We start from the raw sequence: 20,986 nt of genomic DNA on the forward strand, positions 1-20,986 counted from the left end.
TCGGCAACGACCTGAACAACACCCTGCTCGGCAATGCCTCCGTCAACACCCTGCAAGGCGGAGCCGGCAATGACTGGCTGGATGGCGGCGCGGGTGCCGACACTCTCAGCGGTGGCAGTGGCGACGACACCTACGTCATCGACAACGCCGCCGACAAGGTCACCGAACTGGCCGACGAAGGCCGCGACCTGATCCGCACGGCGGTGAGCTACACCCTCTCAGCCAACGTCGAAGACGGCGTGATGCTCGGCGCCGCCGCGTTGAACCTCACGGGCAACGAACTCGACAACAGCCTCACCGGCAACGCCGCCGCCAACATCCTCGACGGCAAGACCGGCGCCGATACCCTCGACGGCGGGGCCGGCAACGACACCTACCTCGTCGATAATGTCGGCGACACGGTGATCGAACGCGGCACCTCGCTGGCCGAGATCGACACAGTGCTGTCGTCGATCAGCTATACCTTGGGCAGTAACCTCGAGAACCTGACCCTCTCCGACACTGACCACCTCGATGGTACCGGCAATGCTCTGAACAACCGTCTGATCGGTAACTCCGGCAACAACGTTCTGGATGGCGGAATCGGCGCCGACGTGATGAGCGGCGGCAGCGGCAATGACACCTATATCGTCGACAACCTCAAGGACGTAGTCACCGAGAGTAGCCTCCTGGTGAGCGAAATAGACACCGTGCGCTCCTCGCAGAGCTGGACCCTCGGTACCAACCTGGAAAACCTAACCCTCACCGGCAGCAATAACCTCAACGGTGTCGGCAACACCCTGAATAACGTACTGACAGGCAATAGCGGCAACAACCAGCTCAATGGCGGAGCGGGCAACGACCTGCTCGACGGCGGTGCGGGCAATGACCTACTGGTGGGAGGTCTGGGCGCAGACACCCTCACGGGGGGCTCTGGTGCCGACCGGTTTATTTTCAGTTTGATAAGCGAGCTGGGCAAAGGGACGAACAGCGATTTCATCACCGACTTCAGCAGCCTGCAGGGTGACAAAATCGACCTGTCGAAACTCGATGCCAATATCCTCACCACTGCGTTCAACGCCTTCACTTTCATTGACTCGAATGCATTCACAGGGGCAGGACAACTGCGTTTCGAAGATCATGTGCTGTACGGCAACATCAACGGCACGCTGGGTGCTGACTTCGAAATTCAGCTGGTAGGCGTGGACACCTTTAGTGCCAACGATCTGGTGGCATGACAACGGCAATACAATGAAAACGCCCCGACTTGTTCGCAATGCTGTTCACTTAAGAGTCTTGAGTCAGTGAGTAACCTGTGGCGAGGGAGGCATGCTCGCGCTTGAGTACGTAGCACTCACAAAAATCGGCGATTGTTATCAGATTTTTGGGGCCGCTACGCAGCCCAGCGCGAGCAAGCTCGCTCGCTCGCCACAAAGGTTGGCATGACTGAGAGTCGCGCTTAAGTGAACAGCATTACGACTTGTTCGGGGCGTTTTGCTTTAAGAGATGCCGTTGTCCCTCAGTCAAGACAACACCCCCAACTCCTTTGCCCTTGCCACCGCTTGGGTCCTGCGCTCTACCCCAAGTTTACTGTTGATATGGCTGGCATGGGTTTTCACCGTGTGCAGCGAAATAAACAACTGATCACTGATTTCCTGATTCGAACACCCTTGGGCGATCAGTCGCAGAACCGCCAGTTCACGCGTACTGAGTTGTTCGGCAGCAGGTGATGACTCCAGCACCGGGCGGGAGACCAGAACCGGAAGCTTTTCCGAGAGACTCTGCGAAACGGCCGTCGGCGTACAGAGTTGAAGTTGCCCGCGCAGCCAGTCCGGATGTTCGGTCAACAATGGGTCAAACGGTTGCAGGACGCCGCCGGCGGCCGCTTCCAAAGCCTGGGCCAACGCTTTGCGGGCCTCGGACTCGCGCCCGCCCGCCAGCAACAGGATGATTTTCTGACTGAGCGCCATCACGCTGAGCATCTGCCGGCCGCTGTGCTGACCGTGTTCATGCAACGCGTTCAAGCGCCCTTCGGCAAGCATGGACTGGCCTTTCATCATGTCCAGCACCGCCTGTTGCAGTTCAATGTGCAGCGGCAGTTGTGGATGGAACTCCGGCGGCGCTGCCGGTTTTTCTCCGTTGTAGGTCTGACCCAATCGCGTGAGCCAGGCTTCGGCGAGGTCGGTGCGGCCCTGGGCCAGCCAGAGTTCACATTTGACCAGGGTGATCATCGCCAGGTAGTAAATCGGCGGGACATCCCAGATGTGCATCAGACGCTCGGCCTCGGCGAGTTCGGCAAAGGCTTTGGCGAACTCGCCGCTGCTGCCCTCCAGACGGGCGATCACGCAGTGGCCGATCAGCACACTGATGTCGCGACAGGCCCGCGCTTCGCCCAGACCCGCGAGCAAACGTGCCCGCGCGGGCTGGGGTTGCAAGCGCAGCGCCAGCAAAAAACCCTCATACAAGGTCAACCGTGCACGCACCGCATACAGCCGTTGCGCAGATAATCCTTGCAGGCGTTGCAGCCCTTGGCGGACTTCATCCAGTGAGCGAAGAATCTCCCCGCGCGCTTGCAGCACGCGAGCGCGGTCGTAATGGGCCAGCGCCTCGAACAGCGGATTGCCGACCCGTTGTGCCAGTTCAAGGGACTCACGATTCAGCCCCCGGGCACGCCAGAGGTCGCTGTCGGCAATGGCCAGGTTAGACAATGTCGAGAGGCACATCAGGCGCTGCCCATAGCGTTTGGCCGGCAGGCTCTCCAGCGCTTCGGTGCAATAGAGCAACGTCAGCTCGCGATTGCCTCGCCCCCGGGCAATGATGCCGCTCAGGGCCAGCCACTGTGCCAGCATGGATTTTTGCGCAGTGGCCGACGGGGCCGGCAGGAAGCGGCTCAAGTGGCTGGCCAGCTCCTCGGCGGCGTCCAGTTGGCAGGCCAGCCCCAACGCCCAGCTGTAGAGCACGATCAGCCGTGGCGTGCTGATCAGCAGGCTGTCGGGCAAGTCCATTTTCCAGCGCAACAGCATGCCGACGTTCTGCTCGGCCAGCAGTTGTTCTTCAGAGAGGTTTTGTACCAGATTCGCTGCAACGTCCAGATGCCCGGCACGCAACGCCTGCTCCACCGCCTCATCGAGTAACCCTTGGGCGTTGAACCAGCGGCAGGCACGCAGATGCAGGCTGGCCGTCGGCACCATCGCCTGGGCGGTGGGCCGGCTGCGCAGCAGGTCGGAAAACAGGTGGTGATAGCGATACCAGTGACCGTGTTCGTCCAGCGGCACCAGAAACACCTGATGCGCCAGCAGGAAACGCAGGATCTCGGCACTGTCATGGGCTTCGCGCACGGCGTCGCACAACTCGCTGCAAAAACGCTCTTGAGGCGCGGTCTCGTACAGGAATGACTGCACCTCGGCGGGCAGGCAATCGATCACTTCTTCGAGCAGGTAATCGCGAATCAGCCCTTCCCCACCGTACAGCGATTGGGGCAATGCGCCCTCGCTGCCCGCCTCGGAGGCCGCCAGCAACCAGAAGCGCAGCCCGGCCACCCAGCCTTCGCTGCGCTGGATCAAACTCTCCAGCGCCTCGCCACGCAATGAAATGCTGTGTCGATCAAGCAGGGTCAGGGCTTCATCGTGGGTCAGTCGAAGATCCTGTTCATGCAATTCGAGCAGTTGCCGCGACAGTCGCAGGCGTGCCAGATGCCAGTCGGGACGTTGCCGACTGGTGACCATGACCAGCAGGCCATCGGGTAAATGATTGAGAAAAAATTGCAGGCAACGATCAAGCACCGGGCCTTGGGCCAGATGATAGTCATCAAGCACCAGCAACAGCGGCGTACCGGGTGAAAGGTGCACAGCCAGCTCATCGAGCAAACCGTCCAGCCATTCTTCGAAGGCGAACGGCTGATGACGTTGGCGCATTTTCAGCAGCCCCAGCGCCTGCCTGCCCAGTTGCGGAAAATACTCCTGAAGACCTTCGAGCAGGCGCTCAAGAAAACGACCGGGGTCGCTGTCCCGAGGACTCAACCCTAGCCACAGGCTTTGCCAGTGACCCGGCAACCCCTGGCAAAACTCCACCGCCAATGAACTCTTGCCGAACCCCGCCGGTGCGCTGACCAGCAATAGCCTGCCACCGAGGCCGGCGCTCAGGCGCTCGCACAAACGCGGCCGCAGCACATGGCCGTCGGGCAGCGGAGGCCGGAAAAAGCGTCCGTCCAATGCGGCAACGGCAACGCTTGCAGGGCCCGTAAGTGGGGACAGATCAGTCATGGCCGGCTCTTGTTTGAAAGGCTGATGGCGGCGTTACAGATGTCCGCAGCCTAGCGGTAAACGTAGAGCTATTGAAGGTTATTGCTACAAATGGCTACAAAAAGACTACGAACAGAAGTTGCCAAGCCTGAAGTGCAGTTTTTTTCGACAGACCGTGTCGCTCCCTTCGCGAGCAAGCCCGCTCCCACACTGGATCTCCCTTGCACACAGATTTGTATGTCCACCGAAGATCCAATGTGGGAGCGGGCTTGCTCGCGAAAGGGCCATCACAGTCACCGACTGTTTCGCGAGTCCCACCACGCTGACAAGTGGGCCCTGATACAAAATTCCGATAAAAAAAAGCCCCGAACCAGTCGGGGCGTTTTTTTTCGAGGATGCGGCCTCGGTTTACACCGTATTAGCGAACGCCTTCCTGACGCAAAGCTGCCGGCGTGAAGTCTGCGGTAGTGGCGGTGAAGCCGAAGTTATACGCTGACTTCTCTTCGTTCTTCATGCCCAGGGCCAGGTAGCGGCCCGATTGCAGGTCGTACAAGGTTTCGAGGGCGTACCACGGCACTTGCTTGTCGTAGTAGTTCTCGGAGTGAGCCTCGGCGACACGCCACAGTTGCCCGCGACCGTCGTAGTGGTCGACCACAGCCGCCTGCCAGGTGTCTTCGTCGATATAGAAGTCACGCTTGGCGTAGATGTGACGCTGACCTTCCTTCAGGGTCGCAACCACATGCCAGACCCGACGCAGTTCATAGCGAGTCAGGTCCTGGTTGATGTGACCGGCCTTGATGATGTCGGCGTACTTCAGCTGTGGCGAATCGAGCTTGTAGCTGTCGGAGGCGATGTACATCTCTTTCTTGCCTTCGAGCTTCCAGTCGTAGCGATCCGGCGCACCGTTGTACATGTCCAGGTTGTCGGAGGTACGCAGGCCATCGGCAGCGGTACCCGGCCCGTCATAAGACACTTGCGGCGCACGACGCACACGGCGCTGCCCGGCGTTGTAGACCCATGCCGAACGCGGCTCCTTAACCTGGTCGAGGGTTTCGTGCACCAGCAGCACGCCACCGGCCAGACGCGCCGGCGCGGTCACTTTCTGCTTGAAGTAGAACAGGATATTGCCCGGATTTTTCGGGTCGTAATCCTTCATCTTGTCGCGGAACACGAACTGGTCCTCGAAGTACACCAGGCTGAACGAGCCGTTCGGCTGCGGTGTGGCCTGGGTTATCAGACGGGTCACACTGCCGCCGCGATAACGGGTGATGTGGTTCCAGATGACTTCAACGCCACTTTTCGGAATCGGGAACGGGATCGCGGTTTCGAAGTTTTCCAGACCGTTGCCGCCGGACACCAGGTTAGTGTTGGTGGCGTTCTTCTTGATCGAGGCAAACACCTCATCCGGCACGGTGGCACCGCGATGGGACGGGTAGACCGGCATCTTGAAGGTTTCCGGGTAGCGCTTGAACATTGCGTACTGGCCCGGCGCGAGCTTGTCCTTGTACTGGTCGACGTTCTGCGCAGTGATGGTGAACTGCGGTTTTTCACTCGCGAACGGATCAGACAGAAAACCCTTGCTGTCCACGTTACCGGCGTTTTTCGGCATGGGTTTCCAGGCAGGGATCGAACCGTCGGCGTTGCCCGCCATCTCGGCGCCCATCGGGGTCAGGCTCTTGCCCAGCTTGTCCGCTTCGGCCGCAGGGACCGCCGCCATGACACCGGTAGCCAGCAGCGACAGCCCCAGAACGCCAACGTGGAACAGACTCTTTGTTATTTTCATAAATGTGTTCGTCCTGAAAATACAGTGCTTAGAAGTTCACGCCGAAGCTGAGCGCAACGAAGTCGCGATCATCCACGGTGGTGTACTTGCCGTCGAAGAAGTTGGTGTACGCCAGGCTCGCGGTGTAGGTGTTCTGGTATTCGGCATCGACACCCAGGCTCACCGCTTTACGACCTTCCTCGAAGTTACCGCCAGGGCCAGGCGAGTAACCGCTCACGTCATGGGACCAGGCCACGTTCGGCTTGAGGTTCACACCGGCGAATACATCGTTGTATTCCCAGATGGCGCGACCGCGATAACCCCACGACATCGACGTGGTAAAGCCATCGTCTTCGCAGTTGCGGCTGCGGTTGTTGGTAGCAGCACCTGCGCCGGCACCGTTGATGGTACTGGTGTTGAGGATCGCCGAGCAGGTGTTGAGGCCGCCGGTAGCCGGCAGTTCACCAGGCCCGTAGACCGGGTCACGGCCGTAACGGATCTCGGAGCTGCTTTCCAGGCCACCGACGTGAGTCACACCCACTTCGCCCACCAGGGTCAGACGGCTGGCGCCCATGACCTGATCGAAGAAGTGCGTCAGGGTGGTCTGGAACTGGGTGATTTCCTTGCGGCGATAGCCGTGCAAGTCCTGACCCGGCACGCCAGGGAGCAGCGAAGCATTGGTCAGGGCGCCACCCAATGGGCGTACGCCGGCAAACAGGATGTCGGTGGAGTTGAGCTGCACCGGCGCGTTCGGACGGTAGCTGAGTTCACCGCTCCACGCAGTGCCGGTAGGCAGGGTCGTGGAGAAGCTCAAGCCGTAGAGGCGGATGTCTTCCGGATACTCGACGAAGTAGTTCGAGTTACCCGCGACCACCAAGGGTGCCAAAGCCCGAAGCGCCCCCGGCAAAGCCGCTGCCCGGGCGTAAGCCGACGCTGGAGCACCGGTGGCGCTGAAGATCGGCGCACGACTGTGGTAATTCATGAAATAGGCACCGAACTCGGTGTCCAGCGGCTCGAACATGTATTTGAGGGACGCGCCCCACTGGCCGCTGTCCCGCGCATCGCGATCCGGCCCACGGCGCACCAGCACACCTTCATCGTTTACGTCGACGCCCAGCCTGGTCAATGTAGGCAGGGCGGCGGCCGGAATGGTCGAGCGCTTGTTCAGCACGCGCAGGTTGTTGTCGCAACCGTCGGCAATGATGTCTGGCTGGGAGAAAAAGGTGCCGCAGTTATCGACGACCGTCTGGTCCCATTCCAGCTGATAGAAGGCTTCGGCCGACAGATTGTCGGTGAGGCTCTGGGACACGTAGAACATATTGACCGGGATCAGGCCTTCCTTGACCTCGGCACCGGGACGACGGAACGCGGACACGTCGATCGGGTTGATCGAGTTGATGCCACCGCCGATGAAAGTACTTTCACCCCAGCTCACAACCTGCTTGCCAAGACGCACGGAACCCGGCTGATCGGCAATGGCATAGTTGTGGTAAACGAAGGCGTCGAGGATCTGACCGCCGGCGGACTTGGCGCCTTCTTTGCGGTTGCTGTCGCTGATGTCCTTGAACTGGCGGCTTTCATCCTTGAGTTCGAAGTCGTACCAGTATTTACCCCGGACAAAGACACCGGTATCGCCGTATTTCAACTCAAGGTCATGGATGCCTTTGAAGATCTTCGAGAAGGTTTCGCCGCTCTTGAAGTTGTTGTGACCGTCATCGGACGTCTGGGACAGGCCGTGGCCCCCGTTATTGACGCCGATAAGATTCTTGTTGGGGCTCTGAGTAGACCAACTGGCTCCGATCGACAGGGATGAGTCAAATTGACCTTCGATCTCTCCGACGTTGAAACTGACGCCGAATGCAGGCCCGGCGAGCGAAGAGGCAAGACTGACCGCCAAGGGCAGTTTCGCCCGGCGCCAGAACTGGTTTACTGATGTCATCGACGCTACTCCATGTGCATTATTGTTATGGCTGAGTACTTTTAAAAACGTTGTGGGTGACCGGAAGCCAAGCGGTTCCGAAGTCACTCCAAAGTTGCATCGCCCCGTTTTGTGCGTGAGCTCCGTTCTTAAAAATCCTTGAGCGGACTATAGCCAGCAGGTAGTAGTGCTTGATCCCTCTAAAGTGTGATTTGCAGCTGCCGGCCACTCTGGAACAGTCCTTTCGCCAGTCCGACACATGTCGGCCCGGCAAGGATGGCTGAAAATTCGGATTTCACAAGTCAAGCGCTTGCTTGGTGGGTCTGGCGCGCCGTTTTCGGCGCGCCAGCAGACGCTTAAAGCGTCGAGAGGAAGGTACTGTTGTTAGCCTGCCATTCGGTGATGTCGACGCGGATGCGCTTCTTGTCGAGTTTGCCGACACTGGTCTTGGGAATTTCAGTAACAATGGCGATCTGGCTCGGGATAGCCCACTTGCTCAGGTGGCCCTGTTCAACGAACGGCTTGAGGTGCTCCTTGAGTTCCCTGGCCCCGATCTCATGCCCTTCCCTGACGACCAACAGCGCAAACGGCCGCTCGCCCCACTGCGGATCGGCGATGCCCACCACTGCTACTTCGCGTACCGCAGGGTGGCGGCTGATCAGGTCTTCCAGGTCCAGGGAGGAGATCCACTCGCCGCCAGTCTTGATCACGTCCTTGATCCGGTCGCGAATGTCGATCACGCCCATGCTGTCCAGCGTCGCCACGTCGCCGGTGTGCAGCCAGCCCCCGGCCCAGAGCTCGGCGCCTTTGTGCGGCTCGTTGAAATAGCCCTCGGTGAGCCACGGCGCGCGCAGCACCAGTTCGCCCTGGGTCTCGCCATCGGCAGGCAGGAAGTTGCCGTCGGTGTCGACGATCGCCGCCTCGACCAACGGCCCCGGCACACCGGCCTTGATCCGGTAGGTGGTGCGTTCGTCTTCGGTGCCGGCCATCAGCTCATCGTTAAGGTGCGCGCACGATACCAATGGCCCGGTTTCCGACATGCCGTAAGCGGCGGTCAACTGAATGCCCTTGGCTTTGGCTGCTTCATACAGCGCACGGTTGAGCGCACTGCCGCCGATGACGATTTTCCAGCCCCCGAAATCGATGTTTTGCGCCGCCTTGGCATTGAGGACCATTTGCAGAATGGTCGGCACGCAGTGGGAAAAGCTCACCTTCTCCTTGCGCCACAGTTCCACCAGATACTCGGGATCGTAACGGCCGGGGTAGACCTGCTTGAGCCCGAGCATGGTTGCTACATACGGCAAGCCCCAGGCATGCACATGGAACATCGGGGTGATCGGCATGTACACGTCGTTGGTGCCCAGCAGGCGCACGCTGTCGATGGAACCCATGATGGTTGACACGCCCATGGTGTGCAGCACCAGCTGGCGATGGGTGAAATACACGCCTTTGGGGTTACCGGTGGTGCCGGTGGTGTAGAACGTCGTGGCGACCGAGTTTTCGTCGAAGTCTTCAAAATCGTACTGCGGGCTCGCGGCAGCCAGCAATTGCTCGTACTCGCCAATCAGGTTCGGCAGGTCGGCGGTTTTTTCCGGCAAATCGGTCAGCAGCAGGGTTTTCTCTACGGTAGTCAGGTGCCCGGCAATCGCCTTGTACAACCCGACGAACTCGCTGTTGACCAGCACGAAGCGGTCTTCGGCGTGGTTCATGGTGTAGAGAATCTGTTCCGGCGACAGGCGCACGTTGATGGTGTGGATCACCGCACCGATCATCGGGATGGCAAACATGCATTCCAGGTAGCGATGGCTGTCCCAGTCCATCACTGCCACGGTATCTCCGGCCTTCACGCCGGCGGCCGTCAACACGTTGGCCAGCCGCGCGACCCGTTCGATCAGGGTCGGATAGCTATAGCGCAATTGATCGCGGTAGATGATCTCGCGGGTTTTTTCGTAACGGGCACCGGACATCAGCAGCCGTTTAATCAACAGCGGATACTGGTAAGCGCCCTCGGCTGGGGGGATAACGCGAGTCTGCAACATAAGAGTCCCTTTTCTGACTGCACGGTCTTGGCTTTTAAAGCTAAGCACTCTAGAGCCCTTGAACGCCAGTCAAATCAGCCAAAGGGATGATTTGCACAGCTGTACAAATGCTAGCTTTGCGCCAGCATTTGCAGGAATTCGTTATGTATATCGGATGCGCAGCTGAAGGCGTAGGAGCTGCCGAAGGCTGCGATCTTTTGATCTTCAGCGATATCGAAATCACCCAGGATCAAAAAATCGCAGCCTGCGGCAGCTCCTACGGGGGGGTTGCGCATACCTTGAGAAATCAGTGCATCTCGGTGAACGCGAGTTTCACGCCGATGGCGATCAGCACCGCGCCCATGGTCCGGTCGAACCAGTGGCCCATGCGGGCGAAACCGGCGCGCACGCGTTGCTGGCTGAACAGCATCGCCACCAGGCAGAACCAGACTGCCGTCGCCGCTGCCAGATAAATCCCGTAACCGGCCTGTACTGCCAAGGGTGTGTGCGGGTTGATCACCACGGTGAACAGCGACAGGAAAAACAGCGTGGCTTTCGGGTTCAGGCCATTGGTCACGAATCCCGAGGTGAAAGCGCCACGCGCGGTGCGTTCGCCGGCTTCCTGATGCAGGTCGGCAGCCGCAGGTGGGGCCGGTTGCGCGCGCAGGGCCTTGAAGCCGATGTACAGCAGGTACGCGGCGGCGGCCCATTTCAAGGCATTGAACAGCACGATCGACTGGGACACGATCAGCCCGATACCCAGCAGCGAATAACCGACGTGCAGGAAAATCGCCGAGCCGACGCCCAGCGCCGTCCAGGTTCCGGCACGGCGACCGTGGGTCACGCTCTCACGCACCACCACGGCAAAGTCCGGGCCGGGGCTGGCGACGGCCAGCAGGTGAATAAGGGCAACGGTCAAGAACTCTGTCCAATACATGGGGGCTCCTTTTGGGCAGGCTGATCAATAAAATTTTCGAGGCAAACTTCACCTCTTTGCCACTTTTCTGTGGCATCTGCCAAACATGTGGCACCTGTCAAAACCTGTGGCGAGGGGGCTTGCCCCCGTTCGGCTGCGTAGCAGGCGCAAACCGGATAACGCGGTATGCCTGACAGAACACGGTCGCCTGGGTTAGGGCCGCTTCGCGACCCAACGGGGGCAAGCCCCCTCGCCACAGGTATTTCATCTGGTAGGCTCGGCAGATTACGCCTTCAGTTCAATGCACAAAAGGTACAGTTGATGACGAACTCTCGCCGCGCCGTTTTCCTCGACCATCCGTCCCTGGACCTCGGCGATCTCGACCTCAGCCCACTACGCGAGTGCTTCAGCGACTTGCAGCTGTTTACGCAAACCACGCCTGATCAGGTGGTCGAACGCCTCAAGGGCGCCACTGTCGCCATCAGCAACAAAATCCTGATCGATGCGGCGGCCATGGCGGCCAGCCCCGAGTTGAAGCTGATCCTGATCACCGCCACCGGCACCAACAACGTCGACCTCGCCGCCGCCCGTGCTCACGGGATCACTGTCTGTAACTGCCAGGGTTACGGTACGCCGTCGGTGGCTCAGCACACGATCATGTTGTTGCTGAATCTGGCGACGCGGCTGGCCGACTATCAAAAGGCGGTCGCAGAAGGTCGCTGGCAACAGGCAAAACAGTTCTGCCTGCTGGACTATCCGATCGTCGAACTCGAAGGCAAAACCCTCGGTCTGCTTGGCCACGGTGAACTGGGCAGTGCCGTGGCGCGGTTGGCCGAGGCGTTCGGCATGCGCGTGTTGCTGGGTCAGATTCCGGGGCGCCCGGCCCGACCGGATCGCTTGCCGCTAAATGAACTCCTGCCGCAAATCGACGCCCTGACCCTGCACTGCCCGCTCAACGAACACACTCGCCACTTCATCGGCGCCCGCGAACTGGCCTCGATGAAACCCGGTGCGTTCGTGGTCAACACCGCGCGCGGCGGTTTGATTGATGAGCAGGCATTGGCCGACGCCCTGCGCAACGGTCACTTGGGCGGCGCGGCCACCGACGTGTTGAGTGTCGAACCGCCCACTGCGGGCAATCCGCTGTTGGCCCGGGATATTCCACGGCTGATCGTCACCCCGCACAACGCCTGGGGCAGTCGCGAGGCGCGGCAGCGGATCGTTGGCCAGTTGACGGAAAACACCCAGGGCTACTTCAGCGGTCAAGCGCTGCGGGTCGTCAGTTGATAAACTGCGGCACTTTTTTTCCAGGAGCAGAGTATGGATCCGCGCAGTGAAGTACTGCTTCGTCAGGCCGAGTTATTCCAGGGTTCGGTGCTGCTGGCCGGTTTGCCCGCCGATGATTTGCTGGGCCGCCTGCCCGATGCCCACGGTTGGTGCTGGCACGCTGGCGATCAAGCAGCGCTGGACGCCCGTTTCGCCGAGCGCAGCCATTTTGGCGTGAATGCGCCAGAGCGCGGCTTCGACAACGCCGTGGTGTTTCTGCCCAAGTCCAAAGACCTGACCGACTACATCCTCAACGCCCTCGCCTCTCGTTTGGCCGGCCGTGAGTTGTACCTGGTGGGCGAAAAACGCAGTGGTATCGAAGGCGCAGCCAAGCAACTGAACCCCTTCGGCAAACCCCGCAAGCTCGACAGCGCACGGCATTGCCAGCTCTGGCAGGTCACCGTGGCCAATGCACCAGAAGCCAAGTCGCTGGAAAGCCTGGCCCAGGAATATGAACTGCCATTGGCCGAAGGCCCATTGAAAGTCATCAGCCTGCCGGGCGTGTTCAGCCACGGTCGACTGGATCGCGGCAGCGCCCTGCTGCTGGAACATCTGGACAAACTGCCCAGCGGCCACTTGCTGGACTTCGGTTGCGGCGCGGGTGTGTTGGGGGCGGCGGTCAAGCGGCGTTATCCACACAACCAGGTCACCCTGCTCGACGTGGATGCGTTTGCTGCCGCCAGCAGTCGCCTGACCCTGGCCGCCAACGGCCTGGACGCGGAGGTGCTGACCGGTGACGGCATCGATGCCGCCCCTATGGGTTTGAGCGCGATTCTGAGCAACCCACCGTTCCATGTCGGCGTACACACCGACTACTTCGCCACCGAGAACTTGCTGCGAAAAGCGGCTAAACATCTGAAAAACGGCGGCGAACTTCGACTGGTAGCGAACAGCTTCCTGAAGTATCAACCACTGATCGAAGAGCACTTGGGCGTGTGTGCGATCAAGGCTGAAGGACAGGGTTTCCGAATCTACCGGGCCAAGCGCGGCTGAAAACACTTTTGCAAAAGAGGGCTGCCCTGGAGCGACGAATAACCTGTGGGAGCGTGGCTTGCCCGCGAAGAATGCACCGCGTTTTTTCAGGTACTACGCGTCATCGTTCTTCGCGGGCAAGCCACGCTCCCACAGGTTCCGCAACCTGACTACCGACATTGGGGCTTGCCCAATCGGATTTGCCTAGGCAGAATCCGCTCCGTCCTAGGGGAGTAGTCTCCCACGAGCGCCATGCTCGTCCGGCATACGTCAACATACTTGGTCCTCAGACCATGGCGTATGCGACCCAAGCGTCCGCATCAGACGGATCGCAGGGTTTGACAAGACCTATGACACGAACACCTTACCCGGGGCGGGAAGGCTGTACGTGTCATAGCCGTGTCGACCCGCCCCTTAGGAAAACCCTGATGATGTTGGACTCTCTACTCGTTCCCACCGCAATCGTTGCCTTGGCCGAAATCGGCGACAAGACGCAACTGCTCGCGCTCATTCTTGCTGCCCGCTTTCGCAAACCCTGGCCAATCATCGCCGGCATTGTCGCCGCGACCCTGGCCAACCATGCGGCTGCCGGTGCGGTAGGGGCCTGGTTCGGCAGTTTCTTCTCGAATGCGACGTTGCACTGGATCCTCGCCGCGAGCTTTACCGCCACCGCGCTGTGGACGCTGGTGCCGGACAAGATGGATGAAGACGAAGCCAGCACCGCCCGCAAATTCGGGCCGTTCCTGACGACGCTGATTGCGTTCTTCCTCGCGGAAATGGGCGACAAGACCCAAGTCGCAACCGTAATGCTCGCTGCACAATACCCGGACCTGTGGCTGGTGATCATCGGCACCACCGCCGGGATGTTGATTGCCAACGTGCCAGTGGTACTGGCAGGTAATTTTGCGGCGGACAAACTGCCCTTGACCCTGATCCGTCGCCTGGCGGCATCGGCGTTCCTGATCCTGGCGATTGTTGCGGTGTACAAGGCGATGGAGAGCAGTGGGTGGGTTTGACGTGGTAGGTCGTTAGACCGCGTTATCGTTCTTCGCGGGCAAGCCTCGCTCCCACAGGTTTTGGGTCGTACACACATTATGTAATCGACCGAAAACCTGTAGGAGCGAGGCTGCCCGCGAAGGCGTCAGCAGCCTCACCCAATGACTATCAGGATTTCGATGCTTTCTCGTACAACGGCATCACCTTCGGAATCGCCGCTTGCAAGGCAGCAATCCGACTGGCCGACGCCGGGTGAGTGCTCAAGAACTCTGGCGGCGCGCCATTCGAGGCTTTGCTCATCTTGTTCCACAGGGTGATCGCGGCATTCGGGTTGTACCCCGCGCGGGCCGCCAATTCGAGGCCGATCAGGTCTGCCTCATTTTCATTCTCGCGACTGTTGGGCAAGGTCATGCCGTATTTCGCCACGGTGTCCGCCAGAGCCAGGCCGCCCTCGCCCAGGCCGAACAACGCACCAGCACCCTGCTTGGCCATTTCGATGCCGTAAGCCTTGGACATCGCTTCGCGACCGTGCTCGCGCAAGGCGTGAGCGATTTCGTGGCCGATGATGGCGGCGATTTCGTCGTCGGTGAGATGCAGGGTGTCGATCAGCCCGGTGTAGAAAATGATCTTGCCGCCAGGCCCGCAGGAGGCATTCAGCTCGTCGCTCTTGATCAGGTTCACTTCCCATTGCCACTGCGCTGAATCCGGACGGAACACCGGTGCCTGGGCAATCAGCCGCCTGGAGATCGCCTGGACGCGCTTGGCATCGTTACTGGTTTGGTCCAGCACGCCTTTGCTGTTCGCCTCCCCGACGGTCTTTTGATAAGACTGGGCGTACATCTGATTGACCTCGGAGGTCGACAACATGCTGAACATGTATTGCTTGCGCTCAACGCCCACGGCGCCACCACTAGTGGTGTTGACCGACTGACAACCGGCGAGCAGCAGACCTGCGCTCAGTGCACACAAAACCAATGTCTTATTCATCAAGAAGCTCCCTGGAAACATGCGCGTATCCTAGGTGGGGATTTGTATCGGCGCCAGATACAACGGACGTGTAGCACCTACATTTCAGACAAAGCCCTTATCACCGTAGGAAAAAATTCACATACCAGCGCCCGCCACGGCCGATCACGGTCCGCAATGATTCATTTACGACATCCAGCACTCCAAAACAGCCAATTCGTGGCACCTCGTTCATGACCCTCCGCCAGCCTGCCGATACAGCACCGCAGACGTCCTCTTGCGTGCGGAGCACCCATGAAATTCAAGTCGATCCAGTTTTCCGTTGCCGCCCTGGCCGGCGCCATCGTGCTCAGCGTCGTCGCAGCCCTGGTGCTGTACGCGCTGTTTTCCGGCGCCCGGACCCAAGACATGGTTCAGCAACGGACCCAGGCGCAATTCGAGCAAGTCATCGAACAACGCCTGACCTCGCTGGCGCAAACCCAGGTCAGCCAAATCCAGCGCGAACTCGAAGCACCACTGCTGATCGCCGGTGGCCTGGTGCGGGTGAACGCGTTGATCGGTACTCCGGGCGCCGATGGCCAGCCACAGTTGAGCCTGAGCCGTGAGCAACTGATCAGCCTGATCAAGGAAAACGTCGCCCGCAACCCGAAAATTCTCGGCACCTACATCGGTTGGGAAAAAAACGCCCTCGACCACAATGATGCGGCCTACGTCGACACCCCAGTGGTCGGCATCGACGCCAGCAACGGGCGCTTCCTGCCGTGGTGGTTCCGCAACGAAGACGGCAGCCTGGGCCTGGACAAACTGGTGGACGTCGACGACCAGAAAACCCTGTCCACCGGCGTACGCGCCAGCGAGTACTACCTGTGCTCCAAGGAAACCAAAAAATCCTGCGTGATCGATCCGGCGCCCTACAAGGTCGGCGACAAGATCGTCATGCTCGCCTCCTTCATTGAACCGATCATGCTCAACGGCGCATTCCAGGGCATCGTCGGCGCCGACCTGTCGGTGAACTTCATCCAGGAAATGCTCCTGGGGGCGAATCAGAAACTGTACGGCGGCGCCGGTGAAATGGCCCTGATCGGCAGTAACGGCCGGATCGTCGCCTACACCAAAGACCCGAGCAAATTCGGCGAGAAAGTCAGCGACATCCTCGACAGCAAGCAGATTGCCAATATGGCCAATCTCAAGCGTGGCGAAGTGACTTACACCGTCGACAAGGCCCAGGGCCGGATCGAGTTGTACCTGCCCTTCGGCATTGGTCAGACCGACGCCCGCTGGACCTTGATGCTGCAATTGCCGCTGAACGCGGTGATGGCCGATCTGCAAAAACTTCAGGGTGATCTGGACGCACAGCGCAAATCCGACACCTTTGGCATGGCCATGGTCGGCCTGTTGATTGCCGGTATCGGTTTGTTGGTGATCTGGCTGGTGGGCCACGGCATTGCTCGCCCACTCAAGCAAATGGTCGCGATGCTCGACGATATTGCCCAGGGCGAAGGCGACCTGACTCGTCGTCTGACCAGTGACCGCGCCGACGAACTGGGCTCGATCGCCAAAGGCTTCAACACCTTCCTCGCCAAGTTGCAGGCGATGATTACTCAAGTGGTGACGTCGGTGCAGAGCGTCAGTGATTCCTCGGAACATACCGCCGACATCGCCATTCGCACCAACATCGGTGTGCATAAGCAAATGGCCGAGATCGATCAGGTCGCGACCGCCGTGCATGAAATGACCGCCACCGCCCAGGATGTCGCGCGCAATGCGACCCAGGCCGCGCAAGCCGCCAGCCATGCGGATCAGGCAGCGGCGCAAGGCATGCAAATCGTCCGGGATACGTCGAATTCAATTGGCGTTTTGGCGGTGGAAATCGGCAAAGCCGTCGGCGTGGTGCAGACCTTGGCCAAGGACAGCGAAAACATCAACGCGATCCTGACGGCCATTCGCGGCATCGCCGAGCAGACCAATCTATTGGCCTTGAACGCGGCCATCGAAGCCGCCCGTGCCGGTGAGCAAGGTCGTGGGTTTGCAGTGGTGGCCGATGAGGTGCGCAACCTGGCGCAGAAAACCCAGAAGGCCACTGAAGAAATCCAGACCATGATCCAGAATCTGCAGCAAGGCACCCGCGATGTGGTGCGGGTCATGGAAGACAGCCAGAACCGCACCGACGAAAGTGTGCAGCACGCGGCGAAAGCGGCCGAGGCGCTGGAAACCATTACCCAGGCGGTGTCGGTGATCAACGACATGAACACCCAGATCGCCAGCGCCGCCGAGGAGCAGAGCGCGGTGGCGGACGACATCAACCGTAATGTGATCAACATAGGGCAAGTGGCCAATGAAGTGGCCGGCGGAGCGGATGAATCGAGCGCGGCCAGTGCGGATTTGACCAAGTTGGCGGAACAGCAGCGGCGGTTGATCAATCAGTTCAAGGTTTGATCCGAAGGCCTCTTCGCGGGCAAGCCTCGCTCCTACAGGGGATCACCTAACCGTAGGAGCGAGGCTTGCCCGCGAAGGCGTCAGCCCAGACAACTCATCACCCCGGGGTCAAACATTCCGGCCCATTGAGCTTCGGATCATTCACCAGGTTCGCCAGCACCCGCTCACGCAGCGCCGCGGGTTCGCTGGCCAGCAACGCCTGCAAGGCATGCAGCGGCGTTTCGGGGTTGAGCCAGGCTTGCTGCCCCGCCGCATCGAGAATCAACGGTCGACGCTGACTCGAGGCCGGCTGGGTGATCACCGCCGTACTCAACCACACCTGCTCCTGCACCGGATACGCCTCCCAGATCGCCGCGAAGAACAACGCCGAGCCCTCCCCCGGGGTCAGCCAGTACGGACGTTTGCGGGTAGTGCCGCGCCATTCATAGAAACCATTGGCTGGTAGCAGGCAACGACGCAGGCGCAAGGCTTCGCGAAACATCGGCTGTTCGGCAACGGTTTCGGCGCGGGCATGGGCCGGGGTGCGGGACAGGTCGGTCAGCCACGGCGGCGTCAGGCCCCAGCGGGCGCGGGCCAACTCACGTTGCCCGTCTGCGCCGGCACGCAGCATCAGCACCGAATCGTTGGGGGAGATATTCCACTGGGCCTGCTGATCGACGGGGAATCCGGGCAGGGCCGCGAAGGCGGGGTTCCAGCGAAACAGGGCATAACGTCCACACATGGGGCAATACGACTCTTGATCAAACGAACGTCAGCCTAACAGACCAGCGTGCCGGGAAAACTCTCCGGCTCATCGCCGGACAGCGGCAGCGCGGCATTGTACGCGGTGATCAGCTCCCGAGCGTATTCGGCCTGATCGTTATCGACCGATAAGCCCAGCAGGCCGAACATCGGCAATTCCCCAGTGCCGCCGATCAAATCCCGGCCCACCAGATGTGCCTCGATACCTTCGCTGGCGAGCATGCTTTGAAGCAGTTCGCCTTCCATGAGATTTTCCGGCTCGTAGATTCGCTGCATTCGCGCCCCTCACTCGTCTTCGCTGTAAACCTCGAGCATCCATTCCAAACCATCGGTTTCGAGATGAAACCTGATCGGCCGACAACAGACCGGGCAGTCTTCAATATATTCCTGATCGCCACCGGACAAATCCAGAACCGCCTCGGATTCTTCACCGCAATACGGGCATTCATAGCGCTCTGTTTCCAGCATCGCGGTCTCCCAAGTGACTTGTGCGTATAATCGCCGGTCTATTTGCAGGGCTATTTTCGTCTGGCTAACTTTTCAGACCGTGCCCCGTTGGTTTTCGATCAAAACCTTTACTTACCCTAGCCGTTTCTAACAAGAGAGCATGATGGGCGAATTCGATGCCATCCGACCTTACGACGATAGCGAAGTCCCAGCGGTGCTGGCACGGCTGCTCGGCGACAAGGCGTTTCTAGATATCCTCACCCACTTCCGCTTCCCGCGTTATGCCGGTGCCTTCGGCTGGATGCTCAAACCTCTTATAGCTCATCGACTGCGCCGTGAGTTCGCCGACGTCAACTCGGTGGCCACCTTGCAGGACAAAGTCGAGTTTTACGTCGACCACACCATCGAGCGTGCCACGGACGGTGTGACGTACACCGGCGTGGAGCAATTCAAGTCCGGCAGCGCTTATCTGTTCATCGCCAACCACCGCGACATCGTGATGGACCCGGCCTTCGTCAACTACGCCGTGTACCACGCCGGCCTGCCGACCCCGCGCATCGCCATTGGCGACAACTTGCTGCAAAAGCCTTTTGTCAGCGATTTGATGCGCCTGAACAAGAGTTTCATCGTGCACCGTTCGATCACCGGTCGCCGGGAAAAAATGGCGGCGTATCAGCTGTTGTCGGCGTACATCAACCACTCGATCCGCAACGATTGCGCCTCGATCTGGATCGCCCAGGCTGAAGGCCGGGCCAAGGACGGCGACGACCGCACCGAGTCGGCAATCCTCAAGATGTTCCACATGAGCCGCAAGGACGAGCCGTTCGGCGAAGTCATCCGCTCGCTGAACCTCACCCCGGTGTCGATCAGCTACGAATACGACCCGTGCGACCAGGCCAAGGCCCGCGAGCTGTACATCCGCGCCACCACCGGCAGCTACACCAAGGTGCCGGGCGAGGATGACGTAAGCATCGCCAAAGGCATCACCGGTTACAAAGGCCGGGTCCACGTAAACTTCGCCGCGCCGATCACCGAGCTGTTCGAAGACACCAAGCAATTGGCGATCGAAATGGACAAGCAGATTCTTGGTGGTTACCGGTTGTTCCCGGTGCACTACCTGGCCTATGCGCAGTGGAAAGACGCCGACCCGCAACTACAGGTGCCGAAAGCGGCCGAGGTGTTTGCGGCTGACGAACTGGCCAAGGCCCAGGAAGAATGGCAGCGCCGGCTGGATGCCTGCCCTGAGGAGCATCGCCCGTTCCTGGTGCTGCAATATGCGACGCCGGTGCGCAATCAGTATCGGGTCAAGGCCGGGTTGCCGCTGTAAGGCAATGGCTGGAAATGACAACGGCGCCCTGTGGCGAGGGGGCTTGCCCCCGTTGGGCTGCGAAGCGGCCCCATTTCAGGTTCATGTACGGGGATGGGAGTGCTGCGCACTCCAACGGGGGCAAGCCCCCTCGCCACGGCAAGCTCCCTCGCCACAGGGTCTTGTGTCAGATCTTCAGACGCGAGTACTGATCCACGACACCAGCAACGCCATCCCGAGGCAGGCGAAACCGAAGCGGTAGAAAAAACGGTTCATGCGCAGGGTCGCCCAATCCAGTGTTGGCTCTTCACTGGGACGACTTTGGCGCTGCGCCTCGATACTGGCCATGGCGCGCTGTTCGCGACGACGGGTGGCGTGCAGCAACCAACTGCCCGGGAAGGCGAACAGCAAGGCCAGCAAATTGATCAATTTGGCGGGATGAGCGGTAAAGAGCGAAATCAAATGCAGCGACATCACAAACCTCAGGCAAACCGGTGTAGCAGACGCCGGACCGACGACCACGGCGCGGATTCTACCGAAAGCGCTCCGACCTGCCCCGGCTTTCCGACAAATAACGAAACCATTTAGCCGATTGCTGTCCTGTGTCACGGCGCCGTCATCTGAATCCGCCAGTCTGTCGCCCCTCGAAACCGACACGGACCCCGTCATGCTCCACGCCGAAAACCAGGACCGCCTCTACCTCATTGCCCAAAGCGACGAACAACAAACCTTAGTCGGCAGCCTCGCCTTCAACGTACAGGACCGGCATTGGCTGGTGTATTGCGCGCTGGGTGGGCATCAACATGCGGATTTGCCGGAAACGGATTTGCTGACGGGGGTGAGTGTTCTGGATTTTTACTCGGAGGCGGCTTGAGCGTCGTGCCCTGTAGGAGCGAGGCTTGCCCGCGAAGGCTTTCTCACATTCAACGTGGATGTTGCCTGACACACCGCCATCGCGAGCA

The 20,986-nt window shown here is 60.0% G+C and carries 17 protein-coding genes, 1 pseudogene and 1 riboswitch; of the genes and pseudogenes, 8 read left to right on the plus strand and 10 right to left on the minus strand.

Translation table 11 applies throughout. The features are described from left to right. Positions 1-1,217: calcium-binding protein (locus PMI30_RS0129995; protein ID WP_008014149.1), on the plus strand; the 1,217-nt coding region annotated here is incomplete at its 5' end. Between the two features lie 285 nt (positions 1,218-1,502). Here PMI30_RS0129995 and PMI30_RS03460 read toward each other — a convergent pair. From PMI30_RS03460 to PMI30_RS03440, 5 genes are all read right to left on the minus strand, one after another. After that, complete coding sequence (locus tag PMI30_RS03460; protein ID WP_008014151.1) at positions 1,503-4,241, minus strand: LuxR C-terminal-related transcriptional regulator; 2,739 nt, start codon at positions 4,239-4,241, stop codon at positions 1,503-1,505. 397 nt (positions 4,242-4,638) lie between these two features. After that, the gene (locus tag PMI30_RS03455; protein ID WP_008014153.1) at positions 4,639-6,003 is read right to left on the minus strand and encodes a DUF1329 domain-containing protein; all 1,365 of its coding nucleotides are present in this window, start codon (positions 6,001-6,003) and stop codon (positions 4,639-4,641) included. Between the two features lie 28 nt (positions 6,004-6,031). Next, positions 6,032-7,921 carry a DUF1302 domain-containing protein gene (locus PMI30_RS03450; protein ID WP_008014154.1) on the minus strand — a complete coding sequence of 630 codons (1,890 nt, stop codon included), beginning with the start codon at positions 7,919-7,921 and terminating at the stop codon, positions 6,032-6,034. A gap of 335 nt (positions 7,922-8,256) precedes the next feature. Further along, on the minus strand, positions 8,257-9,939 hold the full coding sequence (locus PMI30_RS03445) for a fatty acid--CoA ligase (RefSeq protein WP_008014156.1): 1,683 nt from the start codon (positions 9,937-9,939) through the stop codon (positions 8,257-8,259). Positions 9,940-10,225: 286 nt separating this feature from the next. Further along, positions 10,226-10,855, minus strand: coding sequence for a LysE family translocator (locus PMI30_RS03440; protein WP_008014158.1), 630 nt, complete (start codon positions 10,853-10,855; stop codon positions 10,226-10,228). 300 nt (positions 10,856-11,155) lie between these two features. On the opposite strand from PMI30_RS03440, the gene PMI30_RS03435 reads away from it, so the two are divergent. From PMI30_RS03435 to PMI30_RS03425, 3 genes are all read left to right on the plus strand, one after another. Continuing rightward, the gene (locus PMI30_RS03435) at positions 11,156-12,121 is read left to right on the plus strand and encodes a 2-hydroxyacid dehydrogenase (RefSeq protein WP_008014160.1); all 966 of its coding nucleotides are present in this window, start codon (positions 11,156-11,158) and stop codon (positions 12,119-12,121) included. A gap of 33 nt (positions 12,122-12,154) precedes the next feature. Continuing rightward, positions 12,155-13,153 (plus strand): class I SAM-dependent methyltransferase, encoded by a 999-nt coding sequence (locus PMI30_RS03430; RefSeq protein ID WP_008014162.1) that lies wholly within the window; start codon positions 12,155-12,157, stop codon positions 13,151-13,153. Between the two features lie 194 nt (positions 13,154-13,347). Further along, a riboswitch (yybP-ykoY riboswitch) is annotated at positions 13,348-13,472 on the plus strand. 91 nt (positions 13,473-13,563) lie between these two features. Beyond that, complete coding sequence (locus tag PMI30_RS03425; protein WP_032836242.1) at positions 13,564-14,148, plus strand: TMEM165/GDT1 family protein; 585 nt, start codon at positions 13,564-13,566, stop codon at positions 14,146-14,148. Positions 14,149-14,296: 148 nt separating this feature from the next. On the opposite strand, the gene PMI30_RS03420 is transcribed toward PMI30_RS03425, so the two are convergent. Beyond that, positions 14,297-15,115: a M48 family metallopeptidase gene (locus tag PMI30_RS03420; protein WP_032836235.1), complete on the minus strand. Its 819-nt coding sequence runs from the start codon at positions 15,113-15,115 to the stop codon at positions 14,297-14,299. A gap of 1,362 nt (positions 15,116-16,477) precedes the next feature. On the opposite strand from PMI30_RS03420, the pseudogene PMI30_RS32270 reads away from it, so the two are divergent. Together PMI30_RS32270 and PMI30_RS32275 are read left to right on the plus strand one after the other, a co-directional pair. Further along, positions 16,478-16,675, plus strand: a pseudogene (locus PMI30_RS32270) (HAMP domain-containing protein); the annotation flags it as partial. Between the two features lie 111 nt (positions 16,676-16,786). Then, positions 16,787-17,530 carry a methyl-accepting chemotaxis protein gene (locus PMI30_RS32275; protein WP_443216320.1) on the plus strand — a complete coding sequence of 248 codons (744 nt, stop codon included), beginning with the start codon at positions 16,787-16,789 and terminating at the stop codon, positions 17,528-17,530. Positions 17,531-17,627: 97 nt separating this feature from the next. On the opposite strand, the gene PMI30_RS03410 is transcribed toward PMI30_RS32275, so the two are convergent. From PMI30_RS03410 to PMI30_RS03400, 3 genes are read right to left on the minus strand one after another with little or no spacing between them, the layout of a single operon-like run. Beyond that, on the minus strand, positions 17,628-18,251 hold the full coding sequence (locus PMI30_RS03410; RefSeq protein ID WP_008014169.1) for an SOS response-associated peptidase: 624 nt from the start codon (positions 18,249-18,251) through the stop codon (positions 17,628-17,630). A gap of 35 nt (positions 18,252-18,286) precedes the next feature. Continuing rightward, a complete protein-coding gene (locus PMI30_RS03405; RefSeq protein WP_008014175.1) occupies positions 18,287-18,547 on the minus strand; it encodes a putative signal transducing protein in 261 nt (86 codons plus the stop codon). A gap of 9 nt (positions 18,548-18,556) precedes the next feature. Then, a complete protein-coding gene (locus tag PMI30_RS03400) occupies positions 18,557-18,739 on the minus strand; it encodes a CPXCG motif-containing cysteine-rich protein (RefSeq protein ID WP_008014176.1) in 183 nt (60 codons plus the stop codon). A gap of 142 nt (positions 18,740-18,881) precedes the next feature. On the opposite strand from PMI30_RS03400, the gene PMI30_RS03395 reads away from it, so the two are divergent. After that, a complete protein-coding gene (locus tag PMI30_RS03395) occupies positions 18,882-20,045 on the plus strand; it encodes a 1-acyl-sn-glycerol-3-phosphate acyltransferase (protein WP_008014177.1) in 1,164 nt (387 codons plus the stop codon). A gap of 174 nt (positions 20,046-20,219) precedes the next feature. Here the strand turns inward: PMI30_RS03395 and PMI30_RS03390 are convergent, their stop codons facing one another. Continuing rightward, positions 20,220-20,498: a hypothetical protein gene (locus PMI30_RS03390; protein WP_008014178.1), complete on the minus strand. Its 279-nt coding sequence runs from the start codon at positions 20,496-20,498 to the stop codon at positions 20,220-20,222. A gap of 193 nt (positions 20,499-20,691) precedes the next feature. On the opposite strand from PMI30_RS03390, the gene PMI30_RS03385 reads away from it, so the two are divergent. Further along, complete coding sequence (locus tag PMI30_RS03385; RefSeq protein ID WP_007939788.1) at positions 20,692-20,898, plus strand: hypothetical protein; 207 nt, start codon at positions 20,692-20,694, stop codon at positions 20,896-20,898. The last annotated feature ends 88 nt before the right edge of the window (positions 20,899-20,986 follow it).

This window comes from Pseudomonas sp. GM50 (assembly GCF_000282375.1).
GTDB lineage: Bacteria > Pseudomonadota > Gammaproteobacteria > Pseudomonadales > Pseudomonadaceae > Aquipseudomonas.